Source organism: Aurantiacibacter gilvus (assembly GCF_038289935.1).
Lineage (GTDB): Bacteria > Pseudomonadota > Alphaproteobacteria > Sphingomonadales > Sphingomonadaceae > Alteraurantiacibacter > Alteraurantiacibacter gilvus.
In genome coordinates, this window is record NZ_JBBYHV010000001.1 from 1,589,974 (window position 1) to 1,614,821 (window position 24,848).

Consider the following 24,848-nt stretch of genomic DNA (forward strand, 5'->3'; position numbering starts at 1 on the left):
GCTATTCTGCCGGTACCGCCTGCGGGTCCGGCGCGACGACGCCCGAGTTCGCGCCCTTGCGGGTCACGCGAATCCATTCGAACACGCAGAGCACCACGGCCACGCCGCCGATCAGCGTCGTCAGGATGAAGACGTCGAAATAGCCGCGATCCTCGATCATCTCGCCCAGCGCGCCGCGCCCCAGCGTGCCCACCAGCAGGGTGAGCGATGACAGCAGGGCGTACTGCACGGCGGAATACTTCTTCGACACGATCGAACTGAGCCAGGCGACATAGGCCGCCCCGGCGATGCCGATGGCGAGGTTTTCCCACATGATGGTGAAGGTCAGCCGCGGCAGGGCATCGGAGCCGAAGGGCGCGATGGTGCTGATGAACCAGGAGAAGCCGATGGCATCGCTGGCGGCCTGCATGTTGGCCCCGCCCACCGCCATGTCGGCATAGAGAAGGTTGGTCAGCGCGGCGATCAGCGCACCGAGGGTGAGTGTCGCCATGCGTCCGAACTTGGTGATCAGGTAGCCGCCGAAGGCGAGTCCGGCGATGATCGCGCCGACGCCGAAGAACTTGGAGGCGAAGGCCACCTCGTCGTTGGTGTACTCCAGTTCGCCAAGGTAGAACGGATAGGCGAAGGTGCCCCAGATGGCGTCGCAGATGCGATAGGTCAGCACCAGCGACAGGATCAGCACCAGCGACCAGCCCATGCGGCCGACGAATTCCACCAGCGGCATGACGAGCGCGCGGTAGAGGTGATCGAGCGGCGAGACGGCCACCTTCACCGGCAGGTCTTCGGTGAGCACGTTCTCGCCCTTGGCCTTCTGCGAGGCGAGCCAGCCGGCGATGAAGGCCGGGATCACCACCGTCGCGACGATGATCCACGGGCCGTAGGTGACGGTAAAATCGGTCGGGTTGGGCCGGTCCTCCGGCGCATAGGCCAGCGACATGTACATGAAGGTGAGCACGGTGCCGATGGCCACGGCCCACAGCAGGCCGACCGCCGCCAGTGCCCGGGTGCGCACGGCCGGCTGCAATTCGCCCTTCTTGCTCAGGCTGACGAGCAGCTCGTCGGTGATGGTGCCGTCGGCGTTCTCGCCCGCCTTGCTGTCCGGCGCGAACAGTCCCGCAATGCCGATCACGAGCAGGATCGCGCCCATCATCAGGTAGGTCTGCGGCCAGCCGATACGCGCGGCGATGATCAGGCCCAGCGCGCCGCCCACCAGGGCGGCAAGCCGGTAGCCCATCTGGTAAACGGTGGAGAGGATATCGAGCGTCGCCTCCTCGTCCGCCACGTCGATGCGCCAGGCGTTGATGGCGATGTCCTGCGTGGCGCTGGCCAGCGCGCCGATGCCCGCCAGCAGGCTGAACCAGCCGATCGCCTCGTTGGTGGGGTTCGACAGGCTGAGCGCGATCAGGATCACGCCCAGCAGGATCTGCGAGGGCACGATCCACTGCTTGCGCCGCCCCAGCTTGCTGAAACCGGGGATGGAAACCTTGTCGATCAGCGGCGACCACAGGAACTGGAAGGCATAGGCGAGGCCGATCAGCGAGAAGACGCCCATGGTCTCCAGCTCGACCTCGGCTTCGGACAGCCAGGCGTAGAGCGTGCCGAGGAACAGTGCGAACGGCAGGCCGCTGGCGAAGCCGAACAGCGCCATGTAGCCACTCTTGGGATTGCGCAGTGATCGCAGCAGCGTGCCCCAACCGGGCTTCGATTTCTTGGTTTCGGCGACGGCGTCAGCCATGCAGGTAATCTCCGCTCCTGTGCCCCTGATCTCCGTCTAGCTGTAATCCATGGCATTGGAAGGCTGGATGAACGGGCTTTACACGCCTATGGCGGCGGCCATGTCGAACGAACCGCGCCCTGAAGGCGACCGCATTGCCAAATTGCTCGCCCGTGCAGGCGTCGCCAGCCGCCGGGAGATCGAGCGGATGATTGCCGACAAGCGCATCAAGATCGGTGACGAGCTGGTGACCACACCGGCCACCTTCCTGACATCGCTCAAGGGCGTGACGGTGGACGGCAAGCCGGTATCCAAGCCCGAACGCACGCGGTTGTTCGCCTTCCACAAGCCCACCGGCCAGTTGACGGCCGAGCGCGACTTCTCCGGTCGTCCGACGATTTACGACGCGCTGCGCAATGCGCTGCCCAAGGATACCCCGCGGCTGATGCCGGTCGGGCGGCTCGACATGAATACCGAAGGTCTGCTGCTGATGACCAACGATGGCGAGTTCAAGCGGCAGATGGAGCTGCCCTCCTCCGAAATCCCGCGCACCTACCGCGCGCGCACCTTTGGCGACATTACCCAGGAGCAGCTCGAAACGCTGATCGAAGGCGTGGAAATCGAGGGCATGCGGTACGACCGCATCGACGCCAACCTCGAGCGCAGCGCCGGGGCCAACAAGTGGATCGAGCTGACGCTGACCGAAGGCAAGAACCGCGAAGTGCGCCGCGTGCTGGAACACTTCGGGCTGGAGGTCAGCCGCCTGATCCGCACCGCCTACGGCCCGTTCCACCTGGCAGACCTGCCACGCGGCGCGGCTGAGGAAATCCGCAAGGAAGATATCGAACGCTTCCGCTCCTCGCTGAAAGACCCGCGTAAATGAGGATCATCGCCGGGGAATGGAAACGCCGCCAACTGCGCGCACCTGCGGGCGATGCCACGCGCCCCACGGCAGACCGCACGCGTGAGACGCTGTTCTCCATGCTGGTGAGCCGCCTCGGTGACTTCGAAGGATTGAACGTGGCCGACATGTTCGCCGGGTCCGGCGCGCTGGGTCTGGAGGCCCTGTCGCGCGGTGCTGCCAGTTGCCTGTTCGTCGAAGAGGACGCCGCCGCGATCCGCTGCCTGCGGCAGAACATCGCCTCCCTGCGCGCGCAGCAGCAGTGCGATGTCGTGGCGGGTTCGGTAATGTCGCTGACCGCCGCCAAGGCTCCGAAAGACCTGATCCTGCTCGATCCGCCCTATGGCAGCAATGCCGGTGCGGTTGCCATCGACCGGCTGGCGCGACTCGGCTGGATCGGTCCGGCGACCTGGGTGGCGCTGGAAGTGGGCGCCAAGGACGACGTGCACCTCAAGGCGCTGGAGATCGAAACCGAGCGCAAGACCGGCCCGGCCAAGCTGGTGCTGGCGAGGATGCCGCAGGCCTAGTTCAACCCTCGTCGGGTTCGTCTGCAGGGCGTTCGGGCGGCAGGCCTTCCTCGATCTCGCTGGCAGGCTGGCCCGGCCAGTAGTCGATCGGCACCCCGCCGAAATCCAGCCCCGCCTCGCGCGGGTTGATGCAGTTGTCCTGACGGCCTTCCTGGCAGATATCGTATTCTAACTCGCCCACCCGGATGCGCGTTGCCCGGCCATCCTCGTCACGCTTGAGCACCACGGCGATGGTATCCTCGTCTTCGGCCTGCGCCTGCGGCCCGTCCTGCGGCTGAGACAAGGCAGGCGCCGCAAGCAGGGCAAGAGCAAGAGCGGCAAGGCGCTTCATGGCGGCATTTCTCCGTGGTGGCGACAGGCAGCAGCATATGCCGCGAGCGCAGATATGGAAAGGCCGCCCCGTGGCGGGACGGCCTCTCTCGGATCATCGCTTGGTCGGGTTATCCGCCGGACTGCATTTCGCTTGCCGGACGTCCCGGCCAGTAGTCGAGCGGGCGGTCAACACCCGGACCACGCTGCCCGGCAGCCCAGGCATTGATGCAATGGTCGTCATTGTCGCCCTCGCAGACCGGGTATTCATCCGGATGTGCGGGCATCGGGATGTCCTGCACCACGGCGTTGCTGACGAAGGTCATGCTGGTATCGCGCTCGGGCGCAGCCGCTTGCTGTGCCTCCAGCGTGCCGACCTGCGCGATGACGGAGTCCCAGGCGGCGTCACGAGCGGCTTCGCCCTGAACCTGGTACAGCTGGATGCGCTGCTCGTCATTCAGATACCACCAGGCGTGGCGCTGTTCGTCGTTCAGCGTGTGATAGTAGCCGCGCAGGGCGTCATTCCAGCCGAAATAGAGCGCCTGCTGGTCTTCATCCAGCGTGTCGAAGTGAATCCGGAAATCCGGGCTCATTTCGCGCAGCAGCTCTTCGTGCGCGGCGGAATAGAACGCCGGCGCATCTTCGGGCGCTTCACGTTGCTGTGCCTCTGCGGCGGCGGGAACGGCTGCCAGTGACAAGGCGCTGGCGGTGGCGAGGATAAGGTTTTTCATCATTGCTTCTCCACTGTTTCGGGATTGCGATGTGTTGCCTTAATAACGGGGTGCACAGTCCCCGTGTTCCGAGATTCCCGGGTTCCACGCCTCGTCGCAGGCCTTGCACGGCGCGCCTGCGTTCCCTAGTTGTTCACGGGTGACCGACACCCCCGAAACCAGCGATTCCCTGCCTGCGGCAGCGACCCCCGAATGGCTCGCCCACCTCAACGCGCCGCAGCGCGAGGCGGTGCTGACCACCGAAGGGCCGGTGCTGATGCTGGCCGGCGCCGGAACGGGCAAGACCGCCGCCCTCACCCACCGCCTCGCCCATATCGTGCGCGAGCGGATGGCCTGGCCGAGCGAGATCCTCTGCGTTACCTTCACCAACAAGGCCGCGCGCGAGATGCGCGAACGCGTTTCCAAGTTGACCAACGGTGCGCTGGAAGGGATGCCGTGGCTCGGCACCTTCCATTCCATCTGCGCCAAGATGCTGCGCCGTCATGCCGAACTGGTGGGGCTGGAGAGCAATTTCACCATCATCGACACCGATGACCAGCTGCGCCTGCTCAAGACGCTGATCCGCGAGGCGGACCTCGACGAGAAGCGCTGGCCGCCGCGCCAGCTGGCCGGGCTGATCGACAGCTGGAAGAACCGCGGGCTCAATCCCGCAGACCTCACCGCGGTCGACAACGAAAGCTACGCGAACGGCAAGGGGCAGGAGATGTACCGCCTCTACCAGGAACGACTGAAGAGCCTCAACGCCTGCGATTTCGGCGACCTGCTGCTGCACGTGCTCAACATTTTCCGGCAGCACCGCGACGTGCTGGAAAGCTACCAGAAGCGCTTCAAGTACGTGCTGGTCGACGAATACCAGGACACCAACGCCGTGCAGTACCTGTGGCTGCGGCTGCTGGCGCAGGAGCGCAAGAACATCTGCGTGGTGGGGGATGACGACCAGTCGATCTACTCGTGGCGCGGGGCGGAAGTCGCCAACATCCTGCGCTTCGACAAGGACTTTCCCAAGGCCAAGGTCGTGCGGCTGGAGCAGAACTATCGTTCGACACCGCAGATCCTCGCAGCGGCGTCAGGACTGATCGAAAGCAACAGCCAGCGGCTGGGCAAGACGCTGTGGACCGAACTGCCGCAGGGCGAGAAAGTGCGCGTGGTCGGTGTCTGGGATGCGCCCGAGGAAGCTCGCCGCGTGGGCGAGGAGATCGAGCGGCTCGAAAGCGAGGGGCTCAGCCTCGAACAGGTCGCCATCCTCGTGCGCGCACAATACCAGACGCGCGAGCTGGAAGACCGCTTCATCCAGATCGGCCTGTCCTACCGCATTATCGGTGGCTTCCGCTTCTACGAACGCGCCGAAGTGCGCGATGCCCTGGCCTACCTGCGGGTGATCGCCCAGCCCGCCGACGATCTCGCTTTCGAGCGCATCTACAACCAGCCCAAGCGCGGGCTCGGTGCCAAGACGCTGGAGAAGATGCATCAGCACGCGCGCGCCACCCAACAGCCGCTCGCCGCCGCCGCGCTGGAACTGGCCGACAGCGACGAGCTACCGCCGCGGGCCCGCGGCACCATCGCCGCACTGATGGGCGACTTCCTGCGCTGGCGCGAGATGGCCGAGGCGGTGACCCCGGCGGACCTGATGCGCGCCGTGCTGGAGGAAAGCGGTTACGATGCCATGCTCAAGGCAGACCGCTCTGCCGAAGGCGCAGGCCGCGCGGATAACCTCGTCGAACTGGCCCGCGCCATGGAGGAGTACGAGACCCTCGTCGACTTCATGGAACATGTCAGCCTGGTGATGGATAACGACGCCAACGACGGTGAAGAAAAGCTCACCATCATGACCATGCACGCGGCCAAGGGGCTGGAATTCGACCATGTCTTCCTGCCCGGTTGGGAGGAAGGCGTGTTCCCGTCACAGCGCTCGCTCGACGAAGGCGGGCTCGCCAGCCTCGAAGAGGAACGCCGCCTCGCCTATGTCGCGATTACCCGTGCGCGGCGCAAATGCACCATCCTGCACGCGGCCAACCGTCGCATCTACGGCCAATGGACCAGCTCCATCCCCTCGCGCTTCATCGAGGAACTGCCCGACGAGCACATCGAGGTCGAGACCACGATGAGCGGCGGCAAGTCGCTATGGCAAGCCAACTGGAGCGAGAGCGAAGACCCCTTCGCCCATGTCTCGCAAAGCCGTCCGGACCGCTCGCAGCAACGCGGCCCCGGCTGGCAACGCGCGCTCGCCACCGGTTACGAAACCAAGCCTGCCCGCGTCCGCGAGAACTCCCGCAGCGCCGCCAGCTTCGCCGCCAAGCCGCGCAGCGACATCGGCATGGGCGACCGCGTGTTCCACGAGAAGTTCGGCTATGGCGAGGTTGTCGGGCAGGAAGGCAACAAGCTGGAGATCGAGTTCGACAAGGCGGGTTCGAAGAAGGTGATCGACAGTTTTGTGAGTTTGGCTTGATGGAGTGCGAGTAGGTCTGCTTGCGACCCGGTTGCGGACGTAGCACGTCTTTTGCCAAATCGAGGCGCTCCAGTTATGGATGAGGCATGGGGGCCAAAGCCATAGTTGCGAGTAACTCACGCGAGCCATCGGTTCGTGCTGGCGACGGGACGCTGTTCGCAATTGCTGTCGGCTTGCTCGTGTTTTCCATTCTGGCTTTCAGTTTAAAAGCCACATTCAATCCCGAACGGCTGGTTCGCTACACACCGATTGTCATCGTGCATGGCATCGTGATGCTGGCGTGGTTGGTCTTGTTTGCGTCCCAAACACGCCTCGCGATGACGGGTAAGCTGCAACGCCACCGGACGTTCGGCATGGCTTCATTGCTGCTGGTTCTGGTGATGGTCCCGCTTGGTATTCACCTTTCTTGGCAATTGGGCCAAGAGACCGGCAGGATGATTGTGTTCGTGGGTAACGCAATCAACTTTCTGCAATTCGTTCCCCTCTATGCGACCGCAATCATCGCGGCCAAACGTCACCGTTTCGAGGACCACAAGCGGTTAATGCTAGTCGCCTCGATTGCATTGACAGGCCCTGCGGTCGGAAGAGTGATTGAAGTAGCGGATTTGCCCCTGCCGGTAACGATGCTCGCCTTCTTGTTGGCCATCATTGTCTTGCCACTGGCTTACGACATCAGGGTCCGGCGCAAACCTCATCGAGCCTCGGTCATAGCAATCGGCTACGTTATCCTCACTGTCGGAATATTCGGAGCATATGCAGCCAGCCTTCCTTCTTCATAAGAATTTACGGCTGATTGCCCAATTGGAGACTGATTTGCCGAGCTGGCGCTTTGCCAGGAGCGGACTAGCCGCTCACGACCCGATTCCAATCGGGAGGTTAGGACCGTTCCTCATCTTCATGGCTCGGTCGATAGGTTAGCTTTTGGGGTCTGCCTAATAGGTTATCAATCCACTCCAAAGTTTTTAGGCGCGCCGATCTCCAGCGAAAAACCGCGAGCTCTCGTCGAGCCTGAATGAAGTCATTTATGGTGTAGACAAGCATTGCGACCGCCCCGATTGAAAAAGCGATAACAACTAAGAGCAGAGGCCAATCTTCAAGCAATTTTGAAACCATAGTAAATGGCTAAGACCCTAGGTTCGTCCAGCGCAACTGGGCAGGTACTACAATGCACAGATAACGAAGCTATGGATGTCTGCTTCCCACCCAATAGCGGACATTCCATCTTCTCCTTCGCACAATCGTAACCCCGGTCGTGACCCGGGTGACGATTGGCTGGGGTTGGTGAGAAAATCACTTTCCTACACCCTCACCCCTTTGCCATCGCCCCACTCGCTCTTTCACACCGTCGTATCCCCAATCCCTCGAAGCCCCGCCACCGCGCGGGGCTTTCGCGTTCTGGCGCGTGCCCCATGGAAATTGATCCGCCGCCAGCATGTACCTCTTCAACTTGCAACATCTGCAACTCGGGCAACTTCCGCGCCGTTAACCCGATCCAGACACCAAGCGCCTAGTGCTCTCCCCGTCAGGAGACACTCCACATGAAATTCATCAGTCTCGATTCGCGCGGCGGGAACTATCTCGTCGTCGCCAGCAATATCGCCTGGCTGCGTAACGGCGAGAACGGGCAGACACTGGTGGGCATGGTGGGCAGCAGCCCGCTGCTGGTCACCGGGTCGGTCGAGCAGGTTGCCGCCCAGATCCTCGCCGCCTGAAACGCAAACAAAAACGCGGGACAGGTCAGCAGACCCGCCCCGCGCCCTTGTTGCGAAGAATCCGGCGTTTAGCCGCCCAGTCCGTCGACAGCCTTGCTGACGAGGATGTTCACCGCCACGCGGCGGTTTTGCGCGCGGCCCGCTTCGGTGGTGTTGTCTGCCGTCGGGTCGGCCTCGGCCATGCCCGTCGGGGTCAGCATCCGCCAGGGAGCCCAGCCGCAATCCTGCTGCAACACGTTGACCACGCGGCCGGCACGGCGTTCGCTCAGTTCCTGGTTGTAGTCGTAGTCACCCACGTCGTCGGTGTAGCCGACCACCAGCAACAGCGCGTTGTCGGTGTTCTCGGCCTCTTCGGCAATGCGGCACAGCTCGGCACGATCACGCGCAGAGACGGTGTGGCGCCCGGTGTCGAAGTAGACGTTGGTCGAGGCGCGGATGATGTAGTTGTCGATGTCTGCCACGCGGCCGCGCAGGGCCTCGGTAGCAGCGGCATTTTCTTCGATCGCGGTCTCGGCCGAGACGAAGCGCTGGTTGGTGCCGCCATGGATCATGGCTGCCACTTCCTGGTCCTCGTTCGAGAAGCGGACTTCGCTCGCCACCAGGCTGCTGCCCCACTGTACGGTCTGCACCGAAACCGGCAGGCCGTTCATCAGCGCATCGGCGCCGCGTTCGCTGCGACCGAGGCCGAGGAAGCCGCCACGGGCCTTGATGTCGGTTGCCGAAGACAGTCGCACCTCACTGGTGGTGCCGTCGGCCGCGGTCACCATCAGGGTGTTGCCGCGGCGCTGGGAGATCATCCCTTCGATGTCCGGGCCGGCCATCATGCCCGAAAGGTCGGACGGCACTTCGCCGTATACGTTGATGTCAGAGGAAGCCGCAGTGGGTTCCACTTCCTGCGCGGAAAGGCTGGTCGTCGCAGGCACGGCGAGCGCGGCAAACAGGCCCAAAGCAATCGGTTTGCTCGAAATGATACGCATGTATGTTACTCCTTCAAACTCTCTCTTCCGCCGACCATCGGTTAGCCGACCGGTAATCAGGCATCCGTACCTTCCGCCGGGAGGCCGCCACTGCCACAGTAGCAAATGCGCCCTACACAGCCTGATTGAATGGCCTAACCGGTGTTCAGCAGAACGGTTCCAGTCTCGAATAGCCCGAATAGGCAGAGAGGGTTAATATGAGCTCATTGCGGGACGAAGCGTTGCCATGGCAAGTCTGCGCCCTGACTTGGCGCCTGAGGAACCGGCACCTGCAGCAGCGTTTCGCGGGCCGTCTCCGCGACCCGGTCCGCTACCGTCGCGATCCCTTCATCGTTCACGGCCGTCATGGAACGCTCCCGCTTGGTCAGCAGGATCGCGCGACTTTCGCCGCGAATATCCACTCAATCGGGTTCACGTGAGGATCCGCAGGGCATAGCCCTGACCTAGCGGGCTGTTTCGACAGGTCCAGCCGTTGCGGGGCTCAATCGAAGCCGACGCCGAGGAAGCCCGGCTTGGGGCCGTTCCACTCGCCAGCGGGAACCGGTTCGTCGTCCTCGTTGCGGCGACGGTTCTGGCGCGGCTTTTCATCGCGCGGTTCGCTCTTTTCGCGGCGCGGCTTGTTCTCGGGCCTGTTCTCGGACTTGCCCTCATCCTGACGATCATCGTCACGTTTCGCACGCGAACGCTTCGGCTTCTCCCGCGGCTTTTCGTCCTGCTCGACCTCGGCAGGTTCTTCGCGCTTGGGCTTCTCAGCCTTGGGCTTCTCTGCCTTGGCCTTTTCCTGCTCGGGCTGGGCCTGGGGCAGTTCGACGCGGACGTCCTTCTTGCCGAAGACGGGTACCTTGGCGCCGGTCAGCTTCTCGACGTTGTCGATCGCTTCGGCATCTTCGGGCGCGACGAACGTGAAGGCGCGGCCCTTGGCCCCGGCGCGGCCCGTGCGGCCGATGCGGTGGACGTAGTCGTCCGGATGCCACGGCGTATCGAAGTTGAACACGTGGCTGACGCCCTTGATGTCGAGCCCGCGCGCGGCGACGTCGCTGGCGACGAGGATGTTGATCTCGCCGTCCTTGAAGCGCTGCAATTCCTTGTTGCGCTGGTTCTGGTCGATATCGCCGTGGATCTCGCCCGAAGCGAAGCCGTGGCTCTGCAGGCTCTTGTTGAGCTCGCGCACGGTGGTCTTGCGGTTGGCGAAGACAATCGCCGTTTCGACCAGGTCGTTGCGCAGCAGCCAGCGCAGCGTCTCGCCCTTCTCGCGCGTCTTTACCGGGATCTTGAAGGCGGTGATGTTCTCGTTGGTCGAGGCCGCGCGACTGACTTCGATGCGCTTGGGATTGTTGAGGAACTGCTTGGCCAACTTGGCAATGGGCGGCGGCATGGTGGCGGAAAACAGCATGGTCTGACGCTGTTCGGGCAGCTTTGAGCAGATGAACTCGATATCGGGGATAAAGCCCATGTCGAGCATGCGGTCCGCTTCGTCGATCACCACCAGTTCGCAAGCGTTGAGCATGATCTTGCCACGTTCGAACAGATCCATGAGGCGGCCCGGAGTGGCGATCAGAACGTCGACGCCCTCATTCAGCGCCTTGACCTGGTCACCCATCTGTACGCCGCCGATCAGCAGCGCCATCTTCAGGTCGTGGTTGACGCCGTACTTCTCGAAGTTCTCGGCCACCTGGGCAGCCAGTTCGCGGGTCGGCTCGAGGATCAGCGAGCGCGGCATCAGCGCGCGGCGGCGGCCACTGGCGAGCACGTCGATCATCGGCAGGACGAAGCTAGCGGTCTTGCCCGTACCGGTCTGGGCGATGCCGATGAGGTCCTTCATCATCAGCACTGCCGGAATGGCTTCTGCCTGGATCGGAGTCGGCTCGGTATAGCCAGCCGCGTCCACGGCTTTGAGCAATTCAGGTGAGAGGCCGAGATCGGCGAAAGTGGTCAATGCGTCAGGTCCGGAAATAAGGAAGGCACGAAAATCGCGCCGACAATGCTGCGCGCCCTAGGCAGGCGCGGGGCCTAGGTCAAGATTTACGGGTAAACGCGCGTTACTGGCCGACCGCCACCAGGCGGGTAAATTCGGCTACCTGGCAGCTGGCTCCGGCGCGCGACTGCAACTGGTCTCGCGCCACACAGAGCCGCCCGTCCTCGCTGCGTTCGACATAGAAGCCCGAATAGAAGGCCCGCGCGACGCAGGATTCGCCCAGCGTCGCGGCCAGCACGGTGTTGCCGCTGGTGAAGAACAGCAGGCGGTTATCACTGGTGGGCTGGATGCCGACGATTTCCGCCACCTCGATGCAGTCGCCGTATTCCTCTTCCTCGAAATTGCGCGGCAAAGGGCGGCGCGGAAGGTCCGCCATCATCTGCGTACGGGCACGCGGCGGAGCAGGCGAGACGCGCACGATCACGCGCTGTTCGATGCGCACCTGGTTCTGCGTGGCAGGACGGCGGGCATCATCGAGCAGCTCGAAAGGCGAACCCGGGTTCTGGTCGAAACCCAGCGGCAAGACAGACTGCGGCCCGTTGCGGCTGTGTGCATCCTGCGCCGACACCGGTGCCGGCAGCTGGAGCGCGAACAGCGGCACCAGCAGGGCGAGGAGTGTCAGCAAGGCTATTATGCGTTTCATGCCGGGGCTTTTCGAATGATGGCGCTGCGATCCATGGGCGTCATCTTGTCGCGGCTCTCCCTAACATGCGGCCTTGAATGGTGGCTTAACCTGTCATTCGGCCTTTGCAAGCGCGCGGGTCTGCTGGCATCAGGCGCGCCATGAGCGATACGAGCCTTTTCCTGACTGCCGCAGCCGAACTGCTGGGCGAACGCGGCTTCACCACCGACGCCGATCTGGTGAGCCCCTGGCTGACCGACTGGCGCGGCCGTTTCACCGGCAAGGCCCTTGGCCTCGCCTCCCCTGCGAACACGGCAGAGGTGGCTTCACTGGTGAAGCTGTGCGCGCAGCATGGGGTGCCTATCGTTCCGCAGGGCGGCAACTCCGGCATGTCGGGCGGCGCCACGCCCGACGACAGCGGCGAGGCCGTGGTGCTGTCGCTGCGGCGGATGGACAAGGTGCGCGCCTTCGATGTCGACGCGCGCCAGATCACCGCCGAGGCGGGCCTGATCTTGCAGACACTGCACGAAACGGTCGAACCGAAGGACCTGCGCTTCCCGCTGACGCTGGGCGGCAAGGGCTCGGCAACCATTGGCGGCCTGATTTCCACCAATGCCGGCGGAACGCAGGTGCTGCGGCACGGGTCCATGCGCGCGCAGGTGCTGGGGATCGAGGCGGTCATGGCGGACGGAACGGTGTTCGACAGCCTGCAGCCCCTGAAAAAGGACAACCGTGGCTTCGACCTCAAGCAGCTGCTGATCGGCTCCGAGGGCACGCTGGGGATCGTTACCGCCGCTACGCTACGGCTGCTGCCCGCGCAGGCGGACCGCGCCGTGCTGTGGGCGGGCCTTGGTGACATTCGCGACGCGCGCAAGCTGCTGCTGCATGCAGAGAAGGTTGCGGGCGATGCGCTGGAAGGCTTCGAAGTCATGCCGCGTCATTCGCTCGAAGCCGTGCTGGCACACAGCCCCCGCGCCCGCGCCCCCCTGGCCGAGCGTCATGCGTGGAATGCCCTGATCGAACTGTCAGCCGACGCCTCCGCTGTCGATGGCCTGCCCGACCTCGCCCAGAACCTGCTGGAAAGTGCCTTCGAGGCCGGACTGGTCGCCGACGCCACGATCGCCGCCAACGAGACGCAAGCGGAAGAGTTCTGGGCCCTGCGCGACGAGATTGCCCCCGCCGAACGTGCCATCGGCCCCGCCATGCAGCACGACATTTCCGTGCCGGTGCCGGCCATGGCGGAATTCGTTGCGGCGACCGTACCCAAGGTCGAAGCCGAGTTTCCCGGCACCCGCGCCGTGGCCTTCGGGCACCTTGGCGACGGCAACGTCCACTTCCACGTCCTTGCCCCCAAGGATGCCGTGCCGGGCGAATGGGAGCTGGGACAGGGCAAGGCAATCAGCCAGTTCGTGCACGACGAGGTTACCGCCTGGCACGGCTCGATCAGCGCCGAACATGGCATCGGCCAGCTCAAGCGCGACGAGCTGGGACGACTGGGCGATCCGGCGCAACTGGCGATCATGCGGCAAGTGAAACAGGCGCTTGACCCGCTGGGCTTGCTCAACCCCGGCAAACTTGTCCCGCTTGAAACCACTGACGAGTCGCTTTAAGGCCGCGCGCGAACTAGACGGTATCCGTTCCGGGCCTGGAAGGTTCGAATAACCCGGATACCGAAATCCAGATTGATCGGAGAGTATGATGGCCAGCGCGCCTAAAGCCAATTTGCCCGTGTTCTACAAGGACCTCATCCCCCTCAACAGCAACGAGCATGGCGACTACACCGCCCGCACGGTGGACAAGGCGGCATGGGTTGCCCATCAGCACGCCGTGCCGCTGACGGTGGAAGAGTTCCCCGCTGCCCAGCGCAACTACCCGATCGTGTTCTCGGCTGGTGACAATGCCGTGCCTTTGGCACTGATGGGCCTCAACGAAGGCGTGAACGTCTTCTTCGACGACGAAGGTACGCCGGTCGATGCGCCGACGCCCTACATCCCGGCCTATATCCGTCGCTATCCGTTCATCCTCGCCAAGCTGGACAAGAACTCGGACAACCTGTCGCTGTGCTTCGACCCGACGACTGACCTGGTCGGCAAGTTCGATGACGGCGCTGCCCTCTTCACCGATGACAAGCAGCCGACCGAACACACGCAGGGCCTGCTGCAGTTCTGCGAGAAGTTCGAACAGGCCGGTGCCCGCACCCAGGCCTTCATGAAGGAACTGAAGGACCACGACCTGCTGATGGACGGGGAAGTTGCCATCCAGCGCGCAGACGCACCGAACGATCCCTTCACCTATCGCGGCTTCCAGATGGTCAACCAGGACAAGCTGCGCGAACTGCGCGGTGACCAGCTGCGCAAGTGGAACGAGAACGGCCTGCTGCCGCTGATCGTCGCCCACCTGTTCTCGCTGGACCTGATGCGCACCGTCTTCGCTCGCCAGGTCGAGCAGGGCAAGGGCCCGATCGCAGCCGCCAACGGCGCTGCTCCGGCAGCCCCGGCAGCTGACAAGCCGAAGGCCAAGAAGTCCTGATAACCAGCGCCTTGCTGCGCTGAAAAGACAGATTCATGCGGTGGACGGCAAGGGTCGTCCGCCGCATGATACTTTATAACCTTGAAACGTGCGCGATTGGGCCTATCTTGGATTTGTCCGATCGGCGCTCCCCTCATGGCCTGATCGGATAGGTGCACTGATGTGCGCCTCCTCCCTGAACCTTGGCCGCCTCGTGCTCTTTTGCACGAGGCGGTTTTTTAGTGCGCGAACAGTGACCTATTCGGCTGCCTGGGCAAAACCGCGCGCACCGCTGGCAACTTCGTCGGCCAGTCGCCGGACGAGCCCTGCGACCACCTCGGCCACGGCATCCAGCCCCTCCCCCGGCTCGCGCAGGTGCGAGTCGAGGTAGGTCGCGCGGCACACTTCCAGCTGCATCGCAGACAGTCCGCGGGCAGGCGCACCGTGCCGGTCCAGCACGAAACCGCCGGCGTAGGGCCTGTTGTGCGTTGCCAGCTTTCCCTGCACTTCGAGATGATCCAGCGCGGCGGTAACCAGGCTGCCGCTGCACGAAGCTCCGAAGCGGTCTCCCACGACAAAGTCTGCGGCCGCGCCAATCCCGGTCTTGGGGCCAAGCGGCGGCATGGAATGCATGTCCAGCAACAGCGCGGCCCCCCAGCGATCACGCAAGGCCTCCAGCATATGCGACAGCGTGGCATGGTAGGGCGTGTGGACCTGCTCGATCCGTTCGGAAAGCTCAGCCGGTCGCAGCTTCTGTCGCCAAAGCTCACCCAGTCCGGGCAAGCGGCGCGGCACCAGCCCCAGCCCGCTGCGCGAGCGCCGACCTGCCGCGAACCGTGCCCGTACGATGGCCGAGCGCGGTCCTGACACCATTTCCCAGTCGACATCGTCAGGCGAGCGGTTGAGATCGATCATGGCGCGCGGGGCATTGGCCACCAGCAGGCTGGCTCCGGTCGCCTTGGCGACGCGCTGGGCCACCAGGTCGATGTAGCGGTCTTCGAGGCGCGGTGCCGCTTCTGCCGGATGGCGCATGCGGCCGAGCAGGCAGGCCGGATAGTCGCGCCCCGCATGCGGGACGGCGATCAGTACGGGAATTGCCGAATGGCGCGGCTTGCGCAGGACGAAAGCCGGCTGCTCGTCAGCACCGGGGATTGCTCCACCCGTTTGCAACTGCGAATCGTAAGGGCCGGATTGGTCGCTTTGCATCGCAGACATTGCTGGCCGTGAACTTATCCCGTGTCAAAGCATGGGCTGTACCAAAGCAGGTCAGGTGCGACGCGGAGGCAGATTTTTAACGCAGCTGTCCTTAAAGCCCATCGCCACACGAAACATCAGGGAAGAGACCAGGGCATGATCCGTATCCTGCTGGCCGAAGACGACAACGCGATGCGCAGCTATCTCAAGCGGGCGCTCGAACAGGCTGGCTATTCGGTCATGGCCGTTTCCTGCGGCACCGAGGCGTTGCCGCTGATCGAAACCGAAATCTACGACCTGCTGCTGTCCGACATTGTCATGCCGGAAATGGACGGCATCGAGCTGGCCCAGCGCTGCAACGAGCTGAGCCCGTCGACCAAGGTGATGTTCATCACCGGATTTGCTGCCGTTTCGCTGAAGGCGAACCGCGAATCCACCAATGCCAAGATGCTGTCGAAGCCGTTCCACCTGAAGGACCTGGTCATGGAAGTGGAACGCATGTTCGAAGACAGCGCGGCCGTCTCGCTCTGAGCCAGCAATAGGGCCTTGCACTAGGCCGAAGGCGGCGCTAGATGGCCCGCCTGCCGCTGACCCCAGCGGCACATACCGAATGGTGTGGGCGTATAGCTCAGTGGTAGAGCACTATGTTGACATCGTAGGGGTCGCAAGTTCAATCCTTGCTACGCCCACCATTCGCTTCCAGCACTGACATTTACGGATAGAAAAGGGCTCTCAGCCCCGGCCCTCATGCGCCGCGATATGGCGTTTCGACAGGGCTTCGAGGCCCTCCAGCTCGACAATCGTCTGCTCGATGGCTTCACGCTGCTGGCGCAGTTCCGCCAGCCGTTTCTGCGTCGCTTCGATCACCCGGCGGGCCTGCACGACCTGGTCCGGATCGAGGTCATAGAGGCTGAGGAATTCGCCGATCTCGCGGATCGAGAAACCCAGCTGCTTGCCGCGCAGGATCAGCTGCATGCGGGCCATCTCGCGCCGCGAATAAACGCGCATGGTGCCGACGCGCTTGGGCTCTATCAGCCCCTTGTCCTCGTAGAAGCGCAAGGTCCGCTGGGTCACGCCGAGCGCCTCGGAAGCTTCGGCAATGCTCATCAGGTCGTTCTTGCCCATCCCCTCGAACACGGGGGTATGGTCGATCTTCTCGCGGGCGGCGTCAGTCATGGCTTGTCCCCTGCTGCGGCGAGCCGCTTGGCCTTTTCCTCAGCCACCAGTTGTTTCTTTTCCAGCTTGCCGACCAGCGTCTTGGGCAGCTCGTCACGGAATTCGTAGGAATCGGGCATCTCGATGGGATTGAGCCGCATCTTGAGGAAGGCATCCAGCGTTCCCGCGTCCAGTTCCTCGCCCTCGTGCAGGGCAATGAACAGCTTCGGCGCCTCGCCGCGATAGTCGTCCGGCACGCCGATGGCGATGGCCTCTTTCACCGCCGGGTGTTCGTAGGCGGCATCCTCGATCACGCGCGGGTAGACGTTGTAACCCGAGCACAGGATCAGGTCCTTGATGCGGTCGACGATGAAGAGGTAGCCGTCCTTGTCGAGATAGCCGATGTCGCCCGTGCGCAGGGCACCGTCGACGAAGGTCTTCTCGGTTTCCTCCGGGCGGTTCCAGTAGCCCTTCATGACCTGCGGGCCGCGCGCGCAGATCTCCCCGCGCTCGCCCACGCCCTTGCAGCATTCGCCGGTATCGGGATCGCGGATCTCGATCACCGTGTGCGGGAAAGCGGGGCCGGCGGAATTGTCCTTTACCGGCTCGCGGCCGAGCAAGGGGTTGCTGGTGATGATGGGGCTCGCCTCGGTCAGGCCATAGCCTTCGGACACGGGCGAATGAGTGCGTTGCTCGTACATCTTGCGCACGTCGAGCGGCAGCGGCGCGCCGCCGGAAATGCTCGTGCGAACAGTAGACAGGTCGGGCACCTTGTCATCGGGCAGCGATCCCAGCGCGTTGTAGATCGTCGGCACGCCGAAGATCTGCGTCGGCGGCTTGCGCTTGAGGGTCTTGAGCACCTCGTCCATCTCGAAACGCGGCAGCAGCACCAGCTCGGCTGCGGTTTCGACGCCGTAGTTGAGCACACAGGTGAGCGCGAAGACGTGGAACAGCGGCAGCACGCCCAGCGTGCGCTCCTGGACATTCCGCTCCTCGCCGACGTGCAGCAACATTTGGGCGGAGTTCGCCGCAAGATTTGCATGGGTGAGCATGGCACCCTTTGGCCGCCCGGTCGTTCCTCCCGTGTACTGCAGAACCGCGACATCGTGCGGGTCCTGCTGCACGGGAGAGAGCTTGGCCGCATGGGCAGCGAGATCGCGATAGTCGGTATAGGTGACACCCCCGCGCTTCTTCGCCAGTTCGGAACGCTTGAGCGTACGCAGGCCGAGACCCGTCCAGAACGGCAGGACGTCCGCCATGGGGCACAGCACCACGCGCTCCATCGCGCCTTGTCCGAAAGCCCCGGCGACCTTGCCGTGCAGGCGTTCGAGGTCAGGGACGGCGACCATCTTGGCGCCCGAATCGACGATGAGGAATTCCAGCTCGTCCTCGGTGTAGAGCGGGTTGAGGTTCACAACGATGCCGCCGGCGCGCAGCACGGCGTAGTAGAGGATCACCGAATAGGGCGCATTGGGCAGGCACAGGCCGAAACGGTCACCCTTGCCCAACCCCAAGTCCTGCAGGCCGCTGGCGACGCGTTCGACGAGTTCGCCCACTTCGCCATAGGTCCATTCGCGGCCAAGGAAGTCGATCGCAATCCGGTCGGCGAACTGGGTGACAGCGCGGTCGAAGGCTTCGGTCAGCAGGCGCGGTCGCAGGTTGCCGTCCGCATCGAGGATCCGCGAAGGATCGAGCGGATAGGAAATCGGCGCTGCCTCTGTCATGCCACAAGCCTTCCATATCAGTCGCAGAAACGGGAGAAACTGCATCTTGATTCCACGTTGCTTAACGTATAGGTCAAGCAACAGACTTTATCGTAATCATTCGACGCCAAAGGTCAATCGACCAGTTCGGTGACTGGTTTGAAGATCAGGCGAATCGACAAAGAAAGGCAGAACGAACCATGAGTGATGTCGTCATTGCAGGCTATGTCCGGTCCCCCTTCCATCTCGCTTACAAAGGTGCCCTGGCGAAGGTTCGTCCCGATGATCTTGCTGCCAACACGATTCTGGGCCTGATCGAGAAGACCGGTGTGAAGCCGGAAGACGTCGAAGACATCGTCATGGGCTGTGCCTTCCCCGAAGGCGAACAGGGCTTCAACATTGCGCGGCTAGTCGGCCTGCTGGCAGACCTGCCGCTGTCGGTGGGCGGAATGACCGTGAACCGCTTCTGCGGCTCTTCCATGAGCGCGATCCACTATGCCGCGGGTCAGATCGCCTTGGGTGCAGGCGACGTTTTCATCTGCGCTGGTATCGAATCAATGAGCCGCGTGCCGATGACCGGTTTCAACCCCATGCCCAACCCCGCCCTCGCCGAGAAGAGCGCCGCCTACATCGGCATGGGCGACACTGCCGAGAACGTGGCCAAGAAGTACGACCTCAGCCGGGAAGATCAGGAAGCCTTCGCGCTGAAGAGCCAGGAAAAGACCGCTGCCGCCATCGAAGCGGGCAAGTACAAGGACGAGATCGTCCCCTACATCCTGCCCGACGGCACGGTGATCGACGCTGACGGCACCCCCCGCCCCGGAACCACTGCCGAAGCGCTGGCCGGCCTGAAGCTGGCCTTCGACGAGAACGGCACGGTTACCGCCGGCACCTCCTCCCCGCTCACCGACGGCGCCACCGCGGTGCTGGTCTGCAGCGAGGACTATGCCAAGGCCAACGGCCTGACGATCATGGCCAAGATCAAGTCGATGGCCATTTCCGGCTGCGCGCCCGAAATCATGGGCATCGGCCCGGTAGGGGCCAGCCAGAAGGCTCTGGAACGCGCCGGCCTGACGATCGACGACATCGACATTGTCGAGCTGAACGAAGCCTTCGCCAGCCAGTCGATCGCCACCGTGCGTGACCTCGGCATTTCCGAAGAGAAGCTCAATATCGACGGTGGCGCGATTGCCATCGGCCACCCGCTGGGTGCTACCGGCGCGCGCATCGTCGGCAAGGCGGCCCAGCTGCTGCAACGCGAAGGCAAGAAATACTCTCTCAGCACCCAGTGCATCGGCGGCGGCCAGGGCATCGCGACGATCCTGGAGGTCGCGTAATGGCTAACACCATCAACAAGGTCTGCGTCATCGGCGCCGGCACGATGGGTGCCGGTATCGCTGCACAGGTGGCAAACGCCGGCGTACCCGTGCTGCTGCTCGATATCGTCCCCAAGGAAGGTGACAACCGCAACGCGATTGCCGAAGGCGCGGTCGCCAAGATGCTCAAGACCCAGCCCGCCCCCTTCATGTCGAAGCGCGCGGCCAAGCTGGTCGAGACGGGCAATATCGAGGACCACCTCGACAAGGTTGCCGAGTGCGACTGGGTGGTCGAAGCGATCATCGAACGGCTCGACATCAAGCAGTCGCTCTACGAGAAGCTGGAAGCGGTGCGGAAGCCCGGCACGGCCGTGTCATCGAACACCTCCACCATCCCGCTGGCGCAGCTGACCGATGGCCGCAGCGACCAGTTCAAGCAGGACTTCCTGATCACCCACTTCTTCAATCCGCCGCGTTACATGCGGCTGATCGAGATCGTGGCCGGTCCGGACAGCAATGCCGACACGGTCGCCATGGTCAGCGAATTCGTCGACCGCAAGCTGGGCAAGAGCGTGGTCGATGCCGAGGACAGCCCCGGCTTCATCGCCAACCGCGTGGGCACTTTCTGGATCCAGCAGGCGGTCAATGCCGCCTTCGAGCAGGGCGTGACCGTGGAAGAGGCCGACGAGATCGGTGGTCGTCCGATGGGCGTGCCCAAGACCGGCATCTTCGGCCTGATCGACCTGATCGGCATCGACCTGATGCCGCACCTGATGAAGTCGCTCACCAGCACCCTGCCCAAGGACGATCCATACCAGGCGATCGCGCGCAGCGAGCCGCTGATCGAGACAATGATCGAGGAAGGCTACACCGGCCGCAAGGGCAAGGGTGGCTTCTACCGCATCAACCGCGAAGGCGGCGGCAAGGTGAAGGAGGCCAAGAACCTCCAGACCGGCGAATATGCCCCGGCGCGCGGTTCGCGCCTCGTGCGCGGATCGGCCGCCAAGGGCGACCTCGGCAAGCTGATCTCGCAAGAAGGCAAGGTCGGCGAATATGCCTGGGCCGTGCTCGGCCCGACACTGTCCTATGCCGCTATGATCGTCCCCGAAGCGACCAAGACGATTGTCGGCGTCGATGATGCGATGAAGCTGGGCTACAACTGGAAGTTCGGCCCCTTCGAGATGATCGACAATATCGGCGTTGCCACGCTGGTCGAACGGCTGGAGGCCGATGGCCTGCCCGTTCCCGAGATGCTGAAGGTCGCCGACGGACGCCCGTTCTACCGGGTCGAAGGCGGCAAGCGTCAGTACCTCGGCACGGACGGCGGGTACCACGACATCGTCCGTCCCGAAGGCGTGCTCAAGCTGGAAGACATCAAGCTGTCGTCCGAGCCGCTGCTCGCCAACAGCTCTGCCGCGCTGTGGGACGTGGGTGACGGCGTTGTCGCGCTGGAATTCACCGGCAAGATGAACGCGCTGGACGAGCAGGTGATGAAGCTCATCAAGAAGGCCGTCCCGCTGGTGCAGAAGAACTACAAGGCGCTCGTCGTTTACAACGAGGGCTCCAATTTCTCCGCCGGTGCCAACCTCGGCCTCGCCATGTTCGCGCTGAACATCGCGGCGTGGAGCGAAGTGGAGAAGCTCGTGAAGGGCGGCCAGGACGCCTACAAGGCGCTCAAGTACGCTCCCTTCCCCGTCGTGTCGGCTCCGTTCGGCATGGCGCTCGGCGGTGGCTGCGAGATCTGCCTCAACTCCGACGCCATCCAGGCCCATGCGGAAACCTACATCGGCCTCGTCGAGACCGGTGTCGGCATCATTCCCGGCTGGGGTGGTTGTGGCGAAATGCTCAGCCGCTGGATCAACAATCCGAAGTATCCCAAGGGCCCGATGCCAGCCGTGTCCAAGGTGTTCGAGATCGTCTCGACCGCCACGGTGGCCAAGTCGGCTGCCGAGGCCAAGGAATACGGTTTCCTGCGCCACGACGACGGCGTGACCATGAACCGCGATCGCCTGCTGTTTGACGCCAAGCAGCGCGCGCTCGCCATGGTCGACGGCTATGCTGCGCCCGAGAAACCCGAATACCGCCTGCCCGGCCCGTCCGGCGCAGCGGCACTGCAACTGGCAGTCGACAGCTTCCACAAGCAGGGCAAGGCAACCGACCATGACGTTACCGTGGCCGGCGAACTGGCCCGCGTGCTGACCGGCGGCGACACCGATCCCACCGAGATCACCACCGAGGCGGACCTGCTGAAGCTGGAAGTCGAAGGCTTCATGCGCCTGTGCCGCAACCCGAAATCGCAGGCCCGGGTCGAGCACATGCTCGAAACCGGCAAGCCGCTGCGCAACTGATAGAGAGGACCTGTACGATGCAAGTCTATGACGCTCCCATCCGTGACATGCGCTTCGTGCTCGAAGAGCTGCACACCGACGACGGGTTCGGCGATCTCGAAGGGTTCGAGGATTTCGACGGCGACATGATCTCCGCCATCCTCGAGGAAGCCAACAAGCTGTGCAAGGAAGTGCTCCTGCCGCTCAACTGGCCGGGTGACCAGGAAGGCTGCCGGATCGAAAACGGCGTCGTCCGCACACCCAAGGGCTTCCAGGAAGCCTACAAGGCCTTCTGCGAGGGCGGCTGGGCCGGTCTTGGCGTCGATCCCGAATGGGGCGGCCAGGGCGCGCCGCATGCGCTGGGCAAGATGGTGGAAGAGATGACCTGTTCCACCAACCTCAGCTTCGGCCTCTATCCGGGCCTGACCGGCGGCGCGATGGTGGCGCTGGAAGCTCATGGCAGCGACGAGCTGAAGAACTTCTACCTGCCGAAGATGGCCAACGGCGAATGGTCGGGCACCATGTGTCTCACCGAACCGCACTGCGGCACGGACCTCGGCATGCTGCGCACCAAGGCGGTGCCGCAGGACGACGGCAGCTATCTCGTCTCCGGCAACAAGATCTTCATCTCCGCCGGCGACCACGACCTGACCGACAACATCGTGCACCTCGTGCTCGCGCGCCTGCCCGATGCCCCTCCCGGCGTGAAGGGCATCAGCCTGTTCCTGGTGCCCAAGTACCTGCCAAACGAGGACGGTTCGCTGGGCAACCAGAACGGTGCCGGCCCGACCGCCATCGAGCACAAGATGGGCCTCAAGGCCTCGGCCACCTGCCAGATGACCTTCGAGGATTCAAAGGGCTGGCTGATCGGTGAGCCGCACAAGGGCCTCGCCGCCATGTTCACCATGATGAACACCGAACGCGTGGCCGTGGGTATCCAAGGCCTTGGCGTCGGCGAAATCGCCTACCAGTCGGCCGTCTGGTACGCGAAGGACCGCCTGCAGGGCCGCTCGCTGTCGGGCGTGAAGAACCCGGACGGCCCCGCCGATCCGATCATCGTCCACCCCGACGTGCGCCGCATGCTGATGACCATGCGCGCCTACAACGAAGGCTCGCGCGCCGTTTCGGCATGGGTCAGCCGTGCGCTCGACGCCGAGCATGCGGCCAAGGAACCCGAAGCCCGCGCCCGCGCGAAGGACTTCGTTGCCCTGATGACCCCGGTGGTGAAGTCGCTCTTTACCGATCTCGGCCACGAGAGCGCGCACCTCGCGGTGCAGGTCTACGGCGGCCACGGCTACATCCAGGAAAGCGGTGTCGAACAATTCGCCCGCGATGCCCGGATCGCGCAGATCTACGAAGGCACCAACGGCATCCAGGCGCTCGACTTAGTGGGCCGCAAGCTGCCGGACCGCATGGGCCGCAACCTGCGCAGCTTCTTCCACCCGGTCTCGCAGTTCATCGAGGACAATGCCGCAGACCCCGCCATTGGCAAGATGGTAGGCGGCCTGCAGCAGGCCTTCGGCGCGCTGCAATTGTCCACCGGCCACATCGCCCAGAAGGGCCTGAAGGACCCCGAAGAGGCGGCTGCCGCGGCAACCGACTACCTCAAGCTGCTGGGCTATGTCGCCATGGGCTATTGCTTCGCCAAGGCGGCCAAGATCGCCGCGGCGGCGCTGGAAGCAGGCACCGAGGACAAGGCCTTCTATGAAGCCAAGATCATCACCGCCCGCTTCTTCTTCGACCGCCTGCTGCCGCCGGTCATGGCGCAGATGATGGCGATCACCAGCGGCAAGGCGAGCATGATGGACATGCCGGAGGACGCGTTTTGACGGTCGACGAGTTCAAGGCGCGGCTGCGGGTCCCCGCCATCGTCGCGCCCATGTTTCTCGTCTCGGGGCCGGACCTTGTGGTGGAAGCCTGCAAGGCCGGCCTTTGCGGTACTTTCCCGGCACTTAACCAGCGTACCAGCGAAGGTTTCGAGGAATGGCTAGTGGAGATCAAGGACCGGCTGGGGCCGGACGATGCGCCTTTCGGCGTCAACCTGATCGTCCATCCCAGCAACCCGCGCGTGATGGCGGACCTGCAACTGTGCGTGAAACACGAGGTACCGCTGATCATCACCTCGCTGGGTGCCGTGCCGGACCTCGTAAAGGCGGTTCACGGCTATGGCGGCCTCGTCTTCCATGACGTGATCAAGCGCCGCCACGCCGAGAAGGCTGCCGAGGCCGGTGTCGACGGCATCATCGCCGTTGCGGCTGGTGCCGGCGGCCATGCCGGCACCTTCAGCCCCTTCGCCCTTACCCGTGAAATCCGCGAGTTCTGGGACGGGGCGCTCATCCTCTCGGGTTCCATGAGCCACGGCGGCCACATCGCTGCCGCGCAGATGATGGGCGCCGATTTCGGCTATTTCGGCAGCCACTTCATCGCCGCCGAGGAAAGCATGGCACCGCAAGGCCAGAAGGACATGATGATCGAGGCCAGCGCCAAGGACATCACCTACACCGACAAGGTCACCGGTGTCGGCGCCAACTTCCTCACCCCCAGCCTCGAAGCAGCCACCCTGCACGATGCGCCGGGCGAGATGTCGCTCAACGAGGAAGCCAAGGCGTGGAAGACCATCTGGTCCGCCGGCCACGGCACCGGCTCGGTCAAGGACGTGCGCCGGACGCGCGAACTGTGCGAACAGCTGATCGCTGAATACCACGACGCCAAGGCGAAATTCTGCGGCTGA

At 63.7% G+C, this 24,848-nt stretch carries 22 protein-coding genes and 1 tRNA gene; 13 read left to right on the forward strand and 10 right to left on the reverse strand.

What is annotated here, in order from left to right:
• Position 1 precedes the first annotated feature (1 nt).
• Positions 2-1,735 (reverse strand): AmpG family muropeptide MFS transporter, encoded by a 1,734-nt coding sequence (locus AAEO60_RS07860; RefSeq protein WP_341673100.1) that lies wholly within the window; start codon positions 1,733-1,735, stop codon positions 2-4.
• Positions 1,736-1,802: 67 nt separating this feature from the next.
• Here AAEO60_RS07860 and AAEO60_RS07865 point away from each other — a divergent pair, with 67 nt between their 5' ends.
• A complete protein-coding gene (locus AAEO60_RS07865) occupies positions 1,803-2,597 on the forward strand; it encodes a pseudouridine synthase (protein WP_341673101.1) in 795 nt (264 codons plus the stop codon).
• Positions 2,594-3,142 carry a 16S rRNA (guanine(966)-N(2))-methyltransferase RsmD gene (gene rsmD, locus AAEO60_RS07870; protein ID WP_341673102.1) on the forward strand — a complete coding sequence of 183 codons (549 nt, stop codon included), beginning with the start codon at positions 2,594-2,596 and terminating at the stop codon, positions 3,140-3,142. The genes AAEO60_RS07865 and rsmD overlap by 4 nt, the downstream gene beginning before the upstream one ends.
• 1 nt (position 3,143) lies before the next feature.
• Here rsmD and AAEO60_RS07875 read toward each other — a convergent pair whose 3' ends face one another.
• Complete coding sequence (locus AAEO60_RS07875; protein WP_341673103.1) at positions 3,144-3,473, reverse strand: hypothetical protein; 330 nt, start codon at positions 3,471-3,473, stop codon at positions 3,144-3,146.
• A gap of 109 nt (positions 3,474-3,582) precedes the next feature.
• The gene (locus AAEO60_RS07880; RefSeq protein WP_341673104.1) at positions 3,583-4,182 is read right to left on the reverse strand and encodes a hypothetical protein; all 600 of its coding nucleotides are present in this window, start codon (positions 4,180-4,182) and stop codon (positions 3,583-3,585) included.
• A gap of 169 nt (positions 4,183-4,351) precedes the next feature.
• On the opposite strand from AAEO60_RS07880, the gene AAEO60_RS07885 reads away from it, so the two are divergent.
• The 3 genes from AAEO60_RS07885 to AAEO60_RS07895 all read left to right on the forward strand — a co-directional run bounded on the left by AAEO60_RS07885 (position 4,352) and on the right by AAEO60_RS07895 (position 8,340).
• The gene (locus tag AAEO60_RS07885) at positions 4,352-6,628 is read left to right on the forward strand and encodes an ATP-dependent helicase (RefSeq protein WP_341673557.1); all 2,277 of its coding nucleotides are present in this window, start codon (positions 4,352-4,354) and stop codon (positions 6,626-6,628) included.
• 86 nt (positions 6,629-6,714) lie between these two features.
• The gene (locus tag AAEO60_RS07890; RefSeq protein ID WP_341673105.1) at positions 6,715-7,407 is read left to right on the forward strand and encodes a hypothetical protein; all 693 of its coding nucleotides are present in this window, start codon (positions 6,715-6,717) and stop codon (positions 7,405-7,407) included.
• 759 nt (positions 7,408-8,166) lie between these two features.
• Positions 8,167-8,340 (forward strand): hypothetical protein, encoded by a 174-nt coding sequence (locus tag AAEO60_RS07895; RefSeq protein WP_341673106.1) that lies wholly within the window; start codon positions 8,167-8,169, stop codon positions 8,338-8,340.
• A 68-nt stretch (positions 8,341-8,408) separates the two neighbouring features.
• Here AAEO60_RS07895 and AAEO60_RS07900 read toward each other — a convergent pair whose 3' ends face one another.
• The 4 genes from AAEO60_RS07900 to AAEO60_RS07915 form a co-directional block, all read right to left on the reverse strand.
• Positions 8,409-9,317 carry an OmpA family protein gene (locus AAEO60_RS07900; protein ID WP_341673107.1) on the reverse strand — a complete coding sequence of 303 codons (909 nt, stop codon included), beginning with the start codon at positions 9,315-9,317 and terminating at the stop codon, positions 8,409-8,411.
• Between the two features lie 203 nt (positions 9,318-9,520).
• Positions 9,521-9,718, reverse strand: a complete 198-nt coding sequence (locus tag AAEO60_RS07905) for a hypothetical protein (protein WP_341673108.1) — start codon at positions 9,716-9,718, stop codon at positions 9,521-9,523.
• Positions 9,719-9,798: 80 nt separating this feature from the next.
• Entirely contained in the window at positions 9,799-11,253 is a 1,455-nt protein-coding gene (locus AAEO60_RS07910) for a DEAD/DEAH box helicase (RefSeq protein ID WP_341673109.1), read from the reverse strand.
• A gap of 103 nt (positions 11,254-11,356) precedes the next feature.
• Entirely contained in the window at positions 11,357-11,935 is a 579-nt protein-coding gene (locus AAEO60_RS07915) for a hypothetical protein (protein WP_341673110.1), read from the reverse strand.
• Between the two features lie 140 nt (positions 11,936-12,075).
• Between AAEO60_RS07915 and AAEO60_RS07920 the strand changes: the two genes are divergently transcribed.
• Positions 12,076-13,524 carry an FAD-binding oxidoreductase gene (locus AAEO60_RS07920; RefSeq protein ID WP_341673111.1) on the forward strand — a complete coding sequence of 483 codons (1,449 nt, stop codon included), beginning with the start codon at positions 12,076-12,078 and terminating at the stop codon, positions 13,522-13,524.
• Between the two features lie 88 nt (positions 13,525-13,612).
• Complete coding sequence (locus tag AAEO60_RS07925; protein ID WP_341673112.1) at positions 13,613-14,443, forward strand: SapC family protein; 831 nt, start codon at positions 13,613-13,615, stop codon at positions 14,441-14,443.
• Positions 14,444-14,680: 237 nt separating this feature from the next.
• On the opposite strand, the gene AAEO60_RS07930 is transcribed toward AAEO60_RS07925, so the two are convergent.
• Positions 14,681-15,628: an N-formylglutamate amidohydrolase gene (locus tag AAEO60_RS07930; RefSeq protein WP_341673113.1), complete on the reverse strand. Its 948-nt coding sequence runs from the start codon at positions 15,626-15,628 to the stop codon at positions 14,681-14,683.
• A gap of 144 nt (positions 15,629-15,772) precedes the next feature.
• Between AAEO60_RS07930 and cpdR the strand changes: the two genes are divergently transcribed.
• Both cpdR and AAEO60_RS07940 read left to right on the forward strand, forming a co-directional pair.
• Complete coding sequence (gene cpdR, locus AAEO60_RS07935) at positions 15,773-16,147, forward strand: cell cycle two-component system response regulator CpdR (RefSeq protein WP_341673114.1); 375 nt, start codon at positions 15,773-15,775, stop codon at positions 16,145-16,147.
• Positions 16,148-16,233: 86 nt separating this feature from the next.
• Positions 16,234-16,308 (forward strand) — tRNA-Val (locus tag AAEO60_RS07940).
• A 40-nt stretch (positions 16,309-16,348) separates the two neighbouring features.
• Here AAEO60_RS07940 and AAEO60_RS07945 read toward each other — a convergent pair.
• Both AAEO60_RS07945 and AAEO60_RS07950 read right to left on the reverse strand, forming a co-directional pair.
• Entirely contained in the window at positions 16,349-16,792 is a 444-nt protein-coding gene (locus AAEO60_RS07945) for a MerR family transcriptional regulator (RefSeq protein ID WP_423970111.1), read from the reverse strand.
• The gene (locus AAEO60_RS07950; protein ID WP_341673115.1) at positions 16,789-18,495 is read right to left on the reverse strand and encodes a long-chain-fatty-acid--CoA ligase; all 1,707 of its coding nucleotides are present in this window, start codon (positions 18,493-18,495) and stop codon (positions 16,789-16,791) included. Before AAEO60_RS07950 ends, AAEO60_RS07945 begins: the two co-directional genes overlap by 4 nt.
• A 179-nt stretch (positions 18,496-18,674) precedes the next feature.
• Between AAEO60_RS07950 and AAEO60_RS07955 the strand changes: the two genes are divergently transcribed.
• From AAEO60_RS07955 to AAEO60_RS07970, 4 genes are read left to right on the forward strand one after another with little or no spacing between them, the layout of a single operon-like run.
• A complete protein-coding gene (locus AAEO60_RS07955) occupies positions 18,675-19,811 on the forward strand; it encodes a thiolase family protein (RefSeq protein WP_341673116.1) in 1,137 nt (378 codons plus the stop codon).
• Positions 19,811-22,138 (forward strand): 3-hydroxyacyl-CoA dehydrogenase/enoyl-CoA hydratase family protein, encoded by a 2,328-nt coding sequence (locus AAEO60_RS07960; protein ID WP_341673117.1) that lies wholly within the window; start codon positions 19,811-19,813, stop codon positions 22,136-22,138. Before AAEO60_RS07955 ends, AAEO60_RS07960 begins: the two co-directional genes overlap by 1 nt.
• A gap of 17 nt (positions 22,139-22,155) precedes the next feature.
• Positions 22,156-23,946, forward strand: coding sequence for an acyl-CoA dehydrogenase C-terminal domain-containing protein (locus AAEO60_RS07965; RefSeq protein ID WP_341673118.1), 1,791 nt, complete (start codon positions 22,156-22,158; stop codon positions 23,944-23,946).
• Positions 23,947-23,996: 50 nt separating this feature from the next.
• Positions 23,997-24,848 (forward strand): NAD(P)H-dependent flavin oxidoreductase, encoded by an 852-nt coding sequence (locus AAEO60_RS07970; RefSeq protein ID WP_423970140.1) that lies wholly within the window; start codon positions 23,997-23,999, stop codon positions 24,846-24,848.

Bases quoted from the DNA above. Each gene is read 5' to 3' on its own strand.
- AAEO60_RS07860 (WP_341673100.1), bottom strand. From the start codon at position 1,735: ATGGCTGACGCCGTCGCCGAAACCAAGAAATCGAAGCCCGGTTGGGGC.
- AAEO60_RS07865 (WP_341673101.1), top strand. From the start codon at position 1,803: ATGAACGGGCTTTACACGCCTATGGCGGCGGCCATGTCGAACGAACCG.
- rsmD (WP_341673102.1), top strand. From the start codon at position 2,594: ATGAGGATCATCGCCGGGGAATGGAAACGCCGCCAACTGCGCGCACCT.
- AAEO60_RS07875 (WP_341673103.1), bottom strand. From the start codon at position 3,473: ATGAAGCGCCTTGCCGCTCTTGCTCTTGCCCTGCTTGCGGCGCCTGCC.
- AAEO60_RS07880 (WP_341673104.1), bottom strand. From the start codon at position 4,182: ATGAAAAACCTTATCCTCGCCACCGCCAGCGCCTTGTCACTGGCAGCC.
- AAEO60_RS07890 (WP_341673105.1), top strand. From the start codon at position 6,715: ATGGGGGCCAAAGCCATAGTTGCGAGTAACTCACGCGAGCCATCGGTT.
- AAEO60_RS07895 (WP_341673106.1), top strand. From the start codon at position 8,167: ATGAAATTCATCAGTCTCGATTCGCGCGGCGGGAACTATCTCGTCGTC.
- AAEO60_RS07900 (WP_341673107.1), bottom strand. From the start codon at position 9,317: ATGCGTATCATTTCGAGCAAACCGATTGCTTTGGGCCTGTTTGCCGCG.
- AAEO60_RS07915 (WP_341673110.1), bottom strand. From the start codon at position 11,935: ATGAAACGCATAATAGCCTTGCTGACACTCCTCGCCCTGCTGGTGCCG.
- AAEO60_RS07920 (WP_341673111.1), top strand. From the start codon at position 12,076: ATGAGCGATACGAGCCTTTTCCTGACTGCCGCAGCCGAACTGCTGGGC.
- AAEO60_RS07925 (WP_341673112.1), top strand. From the start codon at position 13,613: ATGGCCAGCGCGCCTAAAGCCAATTTGCCCGTGTTCTACAAGGACCTC.
- AAEO60_RS07930 (WP_341673113.1), bottom strand. From the start codon at position 15,628: ATGCAAAGCGACCAATCCGGCCCTTACGATTCGCAGTTGCAAACGGGT.
- cpdR (WP_341673114.1), top strand. From the start codon at position 15,773: ATGATCCGTATCCTGCTGGCCGAAGACGACAACGCGATGCGCAGCTAT.
- AAEO60_RS07945 (WP_423970111.1), bottom strand. From the start codon at position 16,792: ATGACTGACGCCGCCCGCGAGAAGATCGACCATACCCCCGTGTTCGAG.
- AAEO60_RS07950 (WP_341673115.1), bottom strand. From the start codon at position 18,495: ATGACAGAGGCAGCGCCGATTTCCTATCCGCTCGATCCTTCGCGGATC.
- AAEO60_RS07955 (WP_341673116.1), top strand. From the start codon at position 18,675: ATGAGTGATGTCGTCATTGCAGGCTATGTCCGGTCCCCCTTCCATCTC.
- AAEO60_RS07960 (WP_341673117.1), top strand. From the start codon at position 19,811: ATGGCTAACACCATCAACAAGGTCTGCGTCATCGGCGCCGGCACGATG.
- AAEO60_RS07965 (WP_341673118.1), top strand. From the start codon at position 22,156: ATGCAAGTCTATGACGCTCCCATCCGTGACATGCGCTTCGTGCTCGAA.
- AAEO60_RS07970 (WP_423970140.1), top strand. From the start codon at position 23,997: ATGTTTCTCGTCTCGGGGCCGGACCTTGTGGTGGAAGCCTGCAAGGCC.